Raw genomic sequence first — 12,610 nt, 5'->3', positions numbered from 1 at the left:
CTCCGGAGCGTCAGCACTTCTTCTCTCCCCAGGTGCCGTCATCGGCTTCCACCCAGCCGCCGCAGACCACTCCCTGCGCGTGGACCTGTTGCCAGCTCCGGCGCAGCGACTCTTCGGGCACGCCGGGGCGGACCGTCCGCATCCACTGCCACAGTTGCAGCCGGGCCCGGTTCACCCGGTCCACCAGGGCGACATCGTCGGCCGACATGCGCCCCGTCTGGCAGCGGCGCTTGCTGTCCAACTTCAGCAGCCCGTCCCGCCCTTCACCCACGCAGTGGCGCCGCAGCAGATCGTCAATGCGGTCCGCCTGCGTCCTGCCCATGTTCTCGACCAGCGGCGTGGGCTGCATACCCAGATCCTCCAACTGGTTGGGCGTGAGCGGCACGGGCGTCGGGCTCATGCCCGCGCGAGCCAGACGCTGCTCTACGTCTTTGAATGAGCCCGAGGCCTGTTGTTCGAGTGCCGTCGCGCGATCGACCATGACGATCTCCGGGGCGCGGATGCACCCGGGAGCGGCGAGGGCGGCAAGCAGCAGCAATCCGGGGTGTTTCACGGCGTGGCCTCCGGAGGGTTCAATGAGTGGACGACGCGGTCGACGATGGGGCCCATGGGAATGCCCCGGATCTCGTCGATGCTCAGCAGCCTGGCCAGGCCGCCCATGGTGATGCTCAGGCTGCCGAAGCCGTGGTTGAAGTTGACTCGCACGTGCTCCGGGTAGCCCACCCTCAACGCGTAGCGGACGCGGTTGGTGGCGGGATCGGCGTGGTGCGGATCCTCGAGATCGAGCAGGTCGAGCAGGTGGCGGTTGCCGATTCGAAGGATCTCCGCGCGTCCGTTGACGCTGCGGTCCTTGCCGGAGATGAGCACGGCGGCATTGCCGTCGAAGGGCTCGCCCCGGGACGACTTCACTCCGGTCGCCCGTACTCGGGCCTCCAGGGTGGAGTGGGCCCCTTGCCAGTCCAGCATGCACTGCCCGGTGATGCGTCCTCCCCGGACTCCCATCTCCAGCTGGCTCATGGAGAACACGTTCTGGTGGATGGACAGGTTTCCGGCCAGAGGGGCGATGGAGATGTACGGCGTGACGATGCTGCCCGCGGAGATGTAGCCGCTGCGCGAGAGCAGGGGATGCTGGTCGGCGAAACGCACCAGCGGATACGGGTTCAGGTCGATGTCGCTCAGCAGCCGCATCTTGCCCTCGGCGAGCTCCACGTCCTCGGTCAGCGGCACGTTGCCATCGAGCGCTTCGACGGAGATCCCCGACTCGGGTATCCGCACGTTCACGTTCTGGAAGAGGAGGCTGGACAGGGTGCGGAAGACCACCAGGTCGGGCGAAGCCACCCGGAAGTCGACCATGACCTTGCCGCTGCTTTCGATGAAACCGGGCTGTGCCAGTCGAGCCAGGTCCTGCGTCAGCTCTCCCCGGACTGCCAGACGGCGCCGGCTCTCGCTGAGATCGATCCAGCCTTGGGCCTTCAGTTGGGTGCTCGTCCCCGGGTTGGACAGTTGCAGGTCGGGGACGCGAATGATGCCGAAGGGCGTCCCTCGAGCGCTGAACGACCATGCCAGGTCCTGAACGGGATAGGGGAGTGGAGGCTTCTGCTCGAGAGAGCGGACCTTCAGGAGGTGTTTCAGCTCGGACTCCTCCGTTTCCCACTTGTCGGTGAAGGTCGCGGTGGTGTCGCTGGAGATGTCGGCGACGGACAGCCGGCGATCGTTCATTCCCACGCCGAGCTTTTCCACCGTCACCTGGCTGCGAACGGTGCGCCGAGGGCCCTCGGCGTGCGAGTCGACCTGCCAATGGAGGGCGGGGAGGTTGATCGACAAGGCCTCTTGTCTCCAACGGAGGCCACGCGCGTCCACCACCGCTGTTCCCTCGAAGTTGCCTGTGTGCAGGGGATCGGGAGCCAGGCTCGGGGTCCCGTCGGCGGCGATGTCCGTGATCACTCCGAGGAGTGTTCCGTGCAGTTCGACCCCCAGCGCGAGCTTCGAGGCATCCAGTTCCTTGGGCACCTGCGCCTTGGCCAGGAATGGGGACAAGGTCTCGATGGAGGGGAGGTCCCCCTTCACATCAGCCCGAAGCGCGCGGGCCTTTCGGTCGAACGCCAGGGCCGCATCGAGGGAGAGCTTCAGCCCGGCCTGGCTGGTGAGGCCCAGTCGAAGCGACGGCTTTCGGCGGTCGAGGTCCACCGTCAGGAGCTGGTGCTGAGCGCCCAGGTCGTTCTCACCGGCGCGCAGCCCTTCGACTTGAAGGTCCAGTTCGCCTTGATGCCGCCAGACATCTCCTCGAGAGCTCAGCACTGCGGCGACGTTGCTGGCCGATACGTCATCCCATCCCGGCCGCTGCAGGCGCAGCTCCGTCCGGTGCTCCAACCGAGGCGAGGCAGAGAAGAGCGCCGTCGCCTTCCCTGTGGAGGACAGGTTCACGCCCAGGTTCTTCCAGGGAATGCGCGCGGCAATCAGCTCGGGGATGAAGGGCCGAGCGGCTACGAGGTCCGGAGTCTGAACGGCCAGGGTGTACGCCACCTCATCGGTCCCCTTGGTGGCATCCGCCGATGCATGCATTCCTCCCACGTCGAGCTCCAGATGGGTACGCGCCCGGCTCAGCTTTGGGTCATCCCACTGGGGGAATGTCTGCGACGCGTCGATCTTCAAGTGCACGGGGCCCTGGATCACCTCGCGTCCATCCGCCGTGCTCACCTGGAGTTTCTTCACAGGCACGTCCGCTTGCAGGGCGAAGGGCGGCTCCCCCGCAAGGGGGGCTTGGAGATGAAGGCCCAGGCGCTCGGCCGTCGCACGGAGCCCGGAGGCACGGACGTCCAGTACATCCACCATTCCGGACAGGGTGACGTCCCCCGCAACCTGGATGAGCGAAGAGGGGTCGGGTCGCAATTGCTGCCCCTTCAGTTCGCCGGAAGCCTTCGGAACAAGGAGCGCGGTGGTCCCTTTGACATCGAGCCCCTGGAGTTCCCACGAGAGCTGCGCGGACAGGCCTTTTTGGGGATCAGGGGTCGCCACACAGGAGACGTGTCCACTGCCGAGGGCCACCCGAAGCTCGTCTCGAGCGAGCCGGAGCGTCGCGAGGTCGACCTCCAGCCCGAGTTTGCCCTGGGCACCCAGTTGCGGCATGGCGCTGAGCGTCACGTCCTGGGCATCCAGATGCACAGAGCCGCGCTCGATGGAGAACGGTCGCCAATCGGCGGGAATTGCTTGCAGCAGCCGTCCGAGATCCACATCCGCTAGGGCGCGCGTCACCACAGGTGGAACATCCGCCGCGTCCGGAAGCACCAACCGGGCCTGTACTTCAGCGCTGTCGGTCAGTTGGGTGCGATCCAGCTCGAGGGTGGTGTGCCGCTTCTCGCCATCGAACGTCGCCGAGGCCGTGCCGTGCAGCAGGGGACGGAGCGTGAACCGCGTGTCGAAAGTCTGCCGCGTGACGTCGAGGTCCACCTTCGCGCGAGCGGCCGACGCTCCAGCCTCCGCAGAGAGCGCCAGCTCCAACTGCGCCAGGGCCGGTGGAATGGCTGCTCCTTCGCGGTTTACCTCCAGGGGAAGGGGCTGATCGGTCCGGCCTGCATTCGCGAAGAGCTTCCAACCATCGGTTTGATGTTTCGCTTCGAGCTCGGCCGCGAGTCCACGCAACGCCCAGCGCTCGATCACTTCACCGTTCCGGACGCGGACGTAGCTCAACGACACGCCCGATACCTCGATCCTCCCGAAGGGCGGCGCTGAGGCCAGGAAGGCCGCGAGTTGCTGAGAGGTTCCGAGGGGAGCCGCAACGGGCGGCGGCTCGGGGGCTGCTGGCCCCATTACTCCCGAGAGCGACGTGGGCCCTGCATCGTCGGCCACCCAGGCGAGGGCCACGTCCCGTACCGTCACCCGCTCCACCCGGGGGAGCTTGCTCAGCAGCTCGCCGGGCGACCATTGCGCCTCGAGCATTCCCACGCGCAGCAGTTCGGGCGCGATGCTCTGGAACGGCGGCGGAGTCCGCACCACCAGCCCTTCCAGGCGCAAGCCCGAGAGCACGGCGATCCGGGCCACCTGGTAGTCCAGCTGCAGGCCCGTGGCCGCTTCCACCCGGGAGACGATCCGCTGTTTCAGCCAGGGAGAGTCGAGGTGGTGCAGCGTGACCACCACCGCGATCAGTATCAGCGCGAGGGCCACAACAAGCCCCAAGAGCACGCTTGCGATGATTCGGGCCAACCGCCGCCGAGCCCGTCCAGCTCCAGGGGAGTCCATGGTGTTCAATCAGGAGCGATCGGCCACCATCGTCCTACCATGTAGCGCAATCGGGTTTCAATCGGGGAGCGGAACCCCCTGGGGGACTGGCATGCCATGGGGCGCTGGCGGTTGTGCGAGAGCGCTCCATGGAGGCTGCGGCATGCTGGCCGTCAGCACCTCCTGGGTGCTGAGCACCTTGTCGATGTCCAGCAGCAGGACGAGCCTCTTGCTCGCCTCCACCCGGCCCAGGCCCAGCAGATAGTCCACGTGCACTCGCGTGCCGAAGGAGGGTGATGGCACCACGTCACCGGGCTCCAGTTCGAGCACCTGTCCGATGGAATCCGCCAGCACCCCGAGCACGAGAGGCTCTGCTCCGAGTGTCAACTCCACCACTACGATGCAGCTCCTCCGGGTGAGGGCTGCCGGAGGCAGGCCCAGCTTCACCGCCAGGTCCACCACGGGCATCACGTTGCCCCGCAGGTTGACCACCCCTCGTATCCAGACGGGGGCCCCGGGAAGCTGCGTGACGGTGTTGTACTCGATGATCTCCCTCACCTTCAGGATGCCGAGCGCGTACTCCTCTCCAGAGACGATGAAGCTGAGGTATTGCGTCCGTGTGCTCATGGCTGTCACCTAGAAGCGCTTGAACTCGCGCTCCTCGTCCGGGAGCCGGTTGGACATGGAGGCCAGGTGCGGCGCGGGCTCGGAAGCGCCTGCCACCCTACGCTCCTGCCTCGGGAAGAACCTGTGCGTCTCTGAACCCCCTCGGGAGCCGGGCTGGACCATCAGACGCGAGCTGCGCCCGTAGCCTTCGCCCAGGTGGAAGAAGGAGACCAGCTGACTGAGCGCCTCGGCCTGGGAGGACAGCTCCTCCGCGGTGGAAGCCAGCTCCTCGGAGGCCGACGCGTTGCGCTGCGTCACCTGGTCCACGTGCTGCATCGCCTTGTTCATCTGCCCCACTCCACCGGATTGCTCGGCCGAGGCGGCCACCACCTCCTGCACCAGCTCCGACGTCTTCCGGATGGAGGGCACCAGCTCCTCCAGCAATTGGCTCGAGCGCGTGGCCACCTTCACGCTGTTCGCGGCCAGCCCGGAGATCTCCCGCGCCGCCGTCTGGCTGCGTTCGGCCAGCTTGCGCACCTCGGTGGCGACCACCGCGAAGCCCTTGCCGTGCTCTCCCGCGCGCGCCGCCTCGATGGCCGCGTTCAGCGCCAGCAGGTTTGTCTGGTAGGCGATCTCCTCGATGATGGAGACCTTCTCCGCGATGGAGCTCATCGCCTCCATCGTTCCCTTCACGGCCTGACCGCTCTCCTCGGCATCCTTCGCCCCCTGCACGGCCATCCGCTCCATCTGCCGGCCGTGCTCCTGGTTCTGCGTGATGGTCGCCGTCATCTGGTCCAGGTTGGAGGTGGTCTCCTCCACGCTGCTGGCCTGCTCGCTGGTGCCTTGGGAGAGGTTCTGCGACGAGGCCGACACCTGCGCCGAGGCCGAGGCGAGCGCACCGGCCCCCTCGCGCACCTCACCGATGACCTGGCTGAGCCTCTGCACCATGCGCTTCAGGGCCGCCATCAGCCGGCCCGTCTCGTCCTCGGACTCCGAAGAGATGCTCACGGAGAGATCTCCCTCGGCGAGGCGATCGGCCATCTGCGCCGCATGGGTCAGCGGGCGCGAGATGATGCCGGCGATGAAGACGCTGAGCATCAGGCTGAGGACGAAGGCCAGGCCCATGGAGCCGATGATCCACCCCTTGGCGAGCGCATAGGTATCGTCCGATTGATCCGACGCCTTCTTCGAGTTCACATGGATGGCCGCCACCAGATCCTCCAGCTTGTCGCTGGCGGTCGAGTAGGCCCGCCGCGAGTGGTCGCGGATGCGGGAGAAGGCTTCGTCCTTCTGGCTCGCACGGGAGGACGCGATGACTTTGTCGTGCTCTTCCAGGTAGTCCCTCCAGAGCTGATTGAAGTCTTCGTACAGGCGCCGCTCCTCGTCGAGGCTGATGAGGGGTTCGTACCTGTCGAACCCTCGCTCGATACTTTCCTGCAGCGACCGCATCTCCCGCTCGTACTGGGCCATCTCCGCGGCATCGCTCGAGAGCACGTGCAACAATTCGGCGATGAAAAAGTCCGAGGTATCCGTGTTCGCGTCCGAGACGTAGGCGATGCTTGGCACCCGCCTTTCCGTCACCTCATCGGTCGCGTTGTTCATCTTCTCCATCTGGCTCATGGCGAAGAGGCCCAGCAGAAGGGTGAAGGCGCTCTGGACGAAGAAGGCGATGAGCAACTTGGAGGAGATCTTCAGGTTTTGGAACCAGGTCATGGGAATCCATGAGGCAGGGGAGAGTTAAGGCCCGTGGTAGTGCCTGGGGGCTACTTCGAGGCCAGCTGGCGGCGCGGGGGAACTGTCCGAGCGAGGAGTGATCAACGCAGCAGCTCCACGCATTCGAACACGTAATTCGACGAGCGCAAGCAGACGTCCGATCGCCCACGCTGACGGACAGTCTCTCCACGAGCAATCTTGGTTCCTGGCTGGCGAGCTTTCCTCCGCTTGCTACAAGGAACGCCCAGCATGGGCGCTTCACTCCAAGTCAGCTCGAGTGTGGCTCGGAGTTGGCTCGGCGCTGCTTCAGCGAGCGCTTCGACGCCGACGCAGGTACTCCACGAGTACGCGAAGCTTCAGGGGTGGGTTCCTCCGGTTCGGGTAGAAGAGGAAGAAACCGGGAAACGGCGGCGAGAAGGGCTCCAGCATGGTGACGAGCTCTCCGCGGGCCAGGTAGGGCCGGAACGTCTCCTCCATGCCGAAGGTCAACCCAGCACCCGCACAGGCCAGACGCACCATCAGTGACATCTCGTCGGTCGTCACCCGCGGATTCACCGCCACGTCGAAGTCGCGCCCTCTCTCCGTGAACTCCCAGCGGTATGGAGCCACCCGTGGGTTGCGACGCCAGCCGATGCAGTCATGGGACGGCAGCTCTCGCGGGTGCTTCGGCGTTCCGCGGCGCTTCACATAGGAGGGCGCACCCACGACCAACTGCCGCTGGGGCTCGGAGACTGGCACGGCGATCATGTCCTGCTCGATCACCTCGCCCAGCCGCACGCCCGCGTCGAAGCCTTCGGCGACGATGTCGCACGCCTCGTCGCTGACGGAGATGTCGAGGCGGAGTTCCGGATAGGCGGCCAGGAAGCCGGCCAGGCTGGGACCGGTCAGAAAGGTCTCCGCGATCGACGACACACTGAGGCGGAGCGTGCCGTTCGGACGTGACTGCGATTCGCCCACCGCCTCCATTGCCGCGCTGACGTCCGCGAGCGCTGGGCGGACACTCTCGAAGAGTCGTTCTCCCGCCTCGGTCAGTGAGACGCTGCGCGTGGTGCGTTGCACCAGCGCAACGCCCAATCGGTCCTCGAGCCGTTGCAGCGCCTGGCTGATCGCTGAGCGAGTCACTCCCAGCCGGTCGCCGGCAGCTCGAAAGCTGCGTGTCTCCGCCAGCGCCACGAAGCAGGAGATGCCACCGAAGTCATCAATCATGGGTGGCTGAGCCTTGCCACGCCCTCCGGAAAGGTCAACTCGGCCCACCCCGCGATCCTCCCGGGACGGAAGTCACAAGCCGGGTGGAGCGCCTCCATCCACACGAGACTTGTCCAACGCGCGAGCAGCATTCCCTTCCACCTCATTGCAGCGATGCGCCCGTCCTCGGGAAATCCATGGCAACCGATCCGCAACAGATATCCCAAGCGATTCATGATCTCATCTATGACTCACTGACTCGCGCGCCTGCGGGAAGCCAGCCCGCGATGAACGCTTCCTCGACGGTGTTGAGCCTGAGCGTTCCCGGACTGCCGCTCGATCCCGCGGAGTTCGCCAACCCGTGGACGCCCCTGAATCCAGGAGGCAACCCCGCGACGGCGGAGAACTTCGCATGGCTGGTGGACGCCATCCCCGAGGTGTCCTCCACCTTCGTCGCCAACGGGAACTCCATTGAGACGCTCTACGGGCAGCTCGTCCAGGCCAATACGCCCGTGACGGTCCCGCCGGCCCCAGCCCCCGTTCCCGCTCTTCCACCCGTGCGTCCCATTCCGGTACGCATTCTCCCGAGACTCTCCGGGCCCGTCGTCGCGGCAGGCGGGCGGCAGGGGGTTCTCCAGCGGCTCTTCACCGCGGCCACCGTGCCCACCCCCGAGGGGAGATCCATCAAGACCCTGGTCGAGACACCGGCGCTCCGCAGGTACCTCGACCTGCGAGCGGCCCGAGATGAGGCCGTCACGCGCTACATGTCGCAATTGCTGCAGGTCGACATGGACGACCCCGCCGAGAAGCAGCGCTGGGAGGCGAAGGCGGCGGTCCTGCGGACACAGCTCCAAGCGACGACCCAGGCCGTGGAGGCAGAAGGTGCTGGCGAGATCGAGGATGCCCTCTCCACCGTGGCCTCGAATGACGACGCTGGCCAGAACAACAGCGTCGCCACCATCTTCGCCACGGCTCGGCTGAATTTCGAGCTCAGCACACTCGGGAGCGTGCTGGGGCCTGGCTACACGTGGCACATGACGCTCGCGCAACCGGCAAACTGGTTCACGCCCGAGGCGACTTTCTTTGATGTCGACCTCAGGACCAGCCGGACGCTGCCCGTGAATCGGAGTTCCCGTTTCCAGCAGTTGGACAGACTCACGGGGCTGGACTCGGGGCTGTGGAGCTACCGCACGCAGGGAAAGACGTTGCGCCGTCCAGTCGCGCAGGAGTCCCTCGACATCCGAGTCCGCTTCAAGTTCGCGCGCGTCAGCATCCGGCGGCCGTGGCTCGACACCTCGTTGTTCTCCCTCGGGGGCTGGGCCATGGCCGGCAGGCGCCGCAATGACTTGTCAACCGGCTCGCTCGTGGGCAACACGGGCATCTTCCCGCTACTTCCTGGCGAACTCATCATCGCGCGGGATCTGCAGATCTCCGCGGCCTGGTCACAGTCCGATGTGGCCTTCATCCGTGAGCGCCTCGAGCAGAAGGACCTGGCCTTCGGTCCCTTCGCACTCTCGGGGAAGTACGCGCTTCCCCGCGCCGCGGCTGCAACCGTGACCCAGGCCTCTTTCGACGGCGTGAACATCACCGCCCCGGGCTTACAAGCCATTGGCCGGATGAGCCAGCTCGTTCCCGCCTGCCCACCACTCGACGGGTGAGAGGCGGCCAGATGCAGTGCAACGCAGTCCAAGGAGAAGGACATCATGGCAATTGATAGCAACAAGATGATGCAGGCGATCTACGATGCTCTCTACGGCTCCCTCACGGGGGATGTGCCGGGAGTCGCTGCCTCGCGTTCGGTCCCGCCAGGCAGCGGCTTCCTCACCTTGCTCAAGCCAGGCCTCCGCATCGAGCCGATGGTCTACGCGAACGCCTGGAGCCCGGTGAATCCCGAGGGAAGCGACACCGCGGGGCGCGCGCTGGCGGAGCTCGTTTCTCAGGCCCCCTCGCTCAACCCCATGTTCACGCCCATCGGCCGCGTGGAGGACTTCTACGAGGAGATCGTCCGGGCTGCGGTGGACCCCTCGCCTCCCAATCCGGAGCAGGAGGCTGCGGTGGCCGCGGCGGAAAACTTCCTGTTCGATGATGGCGTGGATTTCGACCCGGTCACCGGGCAGCCCGTGACGGTGCCCAACTCGGTGGATTCACCGGCCTACGCGAACTACAAGAACAAGTTCGCCTTGTTCGAGGCTGCGCTGACTTCGTACCTGGCCCAGTGGCAGCAGGTCGACCAGACGAACCCCAAGGACATGCAGGCCTGGGCGGTCATCTCGCCCATCCTCCAGACGAAGGTCCGGATGGCCTACGCGGAGTTCGATACCAGCAAGCCCGGTATCATCAAGGATAAGGAGAGCATCCTCGGGCAGGCGTCCCAGACGAGCCTCGTGCGTCGCTTCGCCGAGGCGCGGCGGGTCTTCGAACTGGCGCCTCGGGGTGAGGGCTTCAGCTCCTATCTGCCGGTGCAGGTCTTCCCCGCCAACTGGGCGACGACGCAGGCCTACTCGTCCGTGGATCTGACCTCGAACGAGATCCATACGTCGAGCAGCTCGAGCTTTGGCAGTTGGAACGCGGGCGGTGGGCTCGACTTCGGCTTGTTCAGCATTGGTGGTAGCGGCGGCCGCTCCTGGTCGAACTACACCCTCCACCAAGACACCACCAACCTCCGTCTCTCGTTCCAGTTCGCCCGGGTCGACATCCGGCGCGCCTGGCTCAAGGAGAACCTGCTGACCACCACGGGCTGGAGTGTCGAGGGCCGCGCCAAGAACAGCTACTCGAACGGCAATGTCGACCCGAGCAACACGGGAGTCTTCCCCCTGCTCCCCGTGGCCTTCATCGTGGCGCGTCAGGTCCGCGCTACCGCCAACTGGAGCGCCGTCGACAGGCAGACGTTCTCGCAGACGCTCCAGGGCGGCGGCGGCATCCGCATCGGGCCGTTCCACTTCGGTGGTGGAGCCAGCTCGAGCAGCACGACCTCGTCGACCTGGGCGGCCTCCAACCAGACGGATCTGTACACGCCGGATGTGGAGCTCATCGCGTTCTTGAACCGCGTCGTCCCGGCCTGCCCCCCCAAGTAGCGGGCCAGCGGTAGTAGCGAATGACGATCCTGGCAATCCCAGCCGGTGCCGGGCCGGCTCGGGATTGCGAATGCGAGGAACACGGACATGGCGAGCCAAGACGTGCTTCAGCAGCAACTGTCAGAGACGGGGTTGGGCTATGTGACGCTCGAGGTGCCTCCCCGCCCGGCAGTGGAACTCCAGTCTCCCGAGGCGCTCGCTCGCGTCGCGGACGAGGTGCCGTATCTGGAGCCCGAGCGGCGCTCCACGGGGCGAAGCGTGGCGGCGCTGTATGCGGAGATCCTCGGCGCTATGGTGGTGGAGCCACCCCGCGAGCAACCACCGGCGGTGATTGCCGCACGGCAGATGCTCTACACGGACGAGAGCGAGAGCGTTCCCTCTCGGGCGTACAAGACATATCTGAGTTACAAGCAGGCGTATGACGAGGCCCGCGCCGCGGGAAAGACCGGGGATGCCGAGTGGAGGAAACTTCAAACGGCACAGCCTGGACGCATCGAGGCAGCGCTGGCGACCCTCTCCTCGTTCCACCAGGGTGATCTGAGCGTGGCCTTCGCCTCCGCAAAGAAGGCGTTCGCCGCCGGGCAGCGCGACGGGGAAGGGGGGGCCTATTTTGTCTGCCATGCCACCCCCCCGAACTTCTGGGTCACGTCACCCGCGCAGGAGGAGAGTGGCGACGCACAGGACCGCACCTCCATGCGAGTGATGCTCGAACGTCCGTGGCTGCGTGTCGCGTTGCTGAGCCGCGATGGGTGGTCGGTCCCCGGACGAGAGGTTGGGGCCTACTCGAATGGGCGTGCGGACGGGAGCAACTCCGGGCTGCTGGCGCTCATCCCCATCGCGTTCTTCATCGGGTGGCAGGTGGATGGCACGCCGGTGATCATCGGCTGGGACAACCTGATCGTGCCGCCGTGCCCGCCGCGCGCATCCGCCCTGTGACTCGGGTGATGGAGTGAGTTCATATGTTCCGGACGGCCAGACTTCCGGTGTTGCTGCTGGTGGCTGTCGGTTGCGGCTCACCGGAGAGAGCGCCTCCCGTGGTTCCGGGGCCCTCCGATGCGGGCGAGGAGCCTTCCTACACGGCGGAGGTGGTGGCGAGCGCCTGCGATGATCTGTCGTCCGCCGAGGTGCTCGAGTTCGGAACGTTCACCCATGTGACGGATTACACGGACCTGCCATTCCCGTTTCCACTGTTTGGTGAGGGCGCGACCCGGTTCGTGGCCGCCGAGCAAGGGCTGATCTTCCTCGGAGGCTCGTCCCTGTTCGTCTCCACCGGTGGAGAGCCGCAGCAGCCTCCGGACATGCGGATCCCCAATGGCTGGGTGGCGCCGTTCTGGGACTCTCTGCTTACCTCCCTGGACAACAACTCGGGTGGCGTGCGCGTGCTGTGGACGGGCACCGGCGCCGACGAGCGCTTCGTGATGGGCTACGAGGGCTTCACGCTGCGCTTTCCGTCGGATGTGACGCCCAATCCCAACCTCCATCTGAGATTCCAGGTCGCCTTGATGCGCCAGAGTCGGGCGATCGAGTTCCGCTACTGCCAGCTCGATCCAGGCCCCGGGCCGAGCGAGGAACTGCGCGCTCGGGTGCTCGGCGCGGCGGCCGAGATAGGCCTCGAGTCGGCGGACGGCAGCCTCGGCTTTTCGTACTCATTCAAGGCCCCCCTGGGCTCGGACGGGATCGCGATCCGCTTCACCCCCGTGCCGTGAAGCTGGAGCTGTCCTTCTTGAAGAGAGGAGTTCGAACTGGAGCACGTGCGGTTCAACAGAGGCAGTTCGTTCACGGGCGTGAGGGAGGGAGCGAGGCTCAGCTCCCTCACG

At 66.1% G+C, this 12,610-nt stretch carries 9 protein-coding genes; 4 read left to right on the top strand and 5 right to left on the bottom strand.

Annotation, left to right across the window (positions count from 1 at the left end; genetic code table 11):
- Window positions 1–10: 10 nt before the first annotated feature.
- The 5 genes from KY501_RS16110 to KY501_RS16090 form a co-directional block, all read right to left on the bottom strand.
- Complete coding sequence (locus tag KY501_RS16110) at window positions 11–553, bottom strand: DUF1318 domain-containing protein (RefSeq protein WP_224363947.1); 543 nt, start codon at window positions 551–553, stop codon at window positions 11–13.
- Complete coding sequence (locus tag KY501_RS16105; protein ID WP_224363945.1) at window positions 550–4,236, bottom strand: AsmA family protein; 3,687 nt, start codon at window positions 4,234–4,236, stop codon at window positions 550–552. The genes KY501_RS16110 and KY501_RS16105 overlap by 4 nt, the downstream gene beginning before the upstream one ends.
- A gap of 57 nt (window positions 4,237–4,293) precedes the next feature.
- Window positions 4,294–4,842 (bottom strand): chemotaxis protein CheW, encoded by a 549-nt coding sequence (locus tag KY501_RS16100; RefSeq protein ID WP_224363943.1) that lies wholly within the window; start codon window positions 4,840–4,842, stop codon window positions 4,294–4,296.
- 9 nt (window positions 4,843–4,851) lie between these two features.
- Window positions 4,852–6,534 carry a methyl-accepting chemotaxis protein gene (locus KY501_RS16095; protein WP_224363942.1) on the bottom strand — a complete coding sequence of 561 codons (1,683 nt, stop codon included), beginning with the start codon at window positions 6,532–6,534 and terminating at the stop codon, window positions 4,852–4,854.
- A 306-nt stretch (window positions 6,535–6,840) separates the two neighbouring features.
- Window positions 6,841–7,740 (bottom strand): LysR family transcriptional regulator, encoded by a 900-nt coding sequence (locus KY501_RS16090; protein WP_224363941.1) that lies wholly within the window; start codon window positions 7,738–7,740, stop codon window positions 6,841–6,843.
- A 266-nt stretch (window positions 7,741–8,006) separates the two neighbouring features.
- Here KY501_RS16090 and KY501_RS16085 point away from each other — a divergent pair, with 266 nt between their 5' ends.
- From KY501_RS16085 to KY501_RS16070, 4 genes are all read left to right on the top strand, one after another.
- On the top strand, window positions 8,007–9,377 hold the full coding sequence (locus KY501_RS16085) for a hypothetical protein (RefSeq protein ID WP_224363940.1): 1,371 nt from the start codon (window positions 8,007–8,009) through the stop codon (window positions 9,375–9,377).
- 45 nt (window positions 9,378–9,422) lie between these two features.
- Window positions 9,423–10,793, top strand: a complete 1,371-nt coding sequence (locus KY501_RS16080) for a hypothetical protein (protein WP_224363939.1) — start codon at window positions 9,423–9,425, stop codon at window positions 10,791–10,793.
- Window positions 10,794–10,880: 87 nt separating this feature from the next.
- Complete coding sequence (locus tag KY501_RS16075) at window positions 10,881–11,729, top strand: hypothetical protein (RefSeq protein WP_224363938.1); 849 nt, start codon at window positions 10,881–10,883, stop codon at window positions 11,727–11,729.
- 23 nt (window positions 11,730–11,752) lie between these two features.
- The gene (locus KY501_RS16070) at window positions 11,753–12,499 is read left to right on the top strand and encodes an NIDO-like domain-containing protein (protein WP_224363937.1); all 747 of its coding nucleotides are present in this window, start codon (window positions 11,753–11,755) and stop codon (window positions 12,497–12,499) included.
- Window positions 12,500–12,610: the final 111 nt, after the last annotated feature.

Origin of the sequence: Hyalangium versicolor (assembly GCF_020103695.1) — a bacterium.
Taxonomy (GTDB): Bacteria; Myxococcota; Myxococcia; order Myxococcales; family Myxococcaceae; genus Hyalangium; species Hyalangium versicolor.
This window is presented reverse-complemented; position numbering and strand designations above follow the sequence as displayed.

Coding starts and splice junctions, on each gene's coding strand:
- KY501_RS16100 (WP_224363943.1), bottom strand. CDS start 4,842: ATGAGCACACGGACGCAATACCTCAGCTTCATCGTCTCTGGAGAGGAG.
- KY501_RS16105 (WP_224363945.1), bottom strand. CDS start 4,236: ATGGACTCCCCTGGAGCTGGACGGGCTCGGCGGCGGTTGGCCCGAATC.
- KY501_RS16095 (WP_224363942.1), bottom strand. CDS start 6,534: ATGACCTGGTTCCAAAACCTGAAGATCTCCTCCAAGTTGCTCATCGCC.
- KY501_RS16075 (WP_224363938.1), top strand. CDS start 10,881: ATGGCGAGCCAAGACGTGCTTCAGCAGCAACTGTCAGAGACGGGGTTG.
- KY501_RS16070 (WP_224363937.1), top strand. CDS start 11,753: ATGTTCCGGACGGCCAGACTTCCGGTGTTGCTGCTGGTGGCTGTCGGT.
- KY501_RS16085 (WP_224363940.1), top strand. CDS start 8,007: ATGAACGCTTCCTCGACGGTGTTGAGCCTGAGCGTTCCCGGACTGCCG.
- KY501_RS16090 (WP_224363941.1), bottom strand. CDS start 7,740: ATGATTGATGACTTCGGTGGCATCTCCTGCTTCGTGGCGCTGGCGGAG.
- KY501_RS16080 (WP_224363939.1), top strand. CDS start 9,423: ATGGCAATTGATAGCAACAAGATGATGCAGGCGATCTACGATGCTCTC.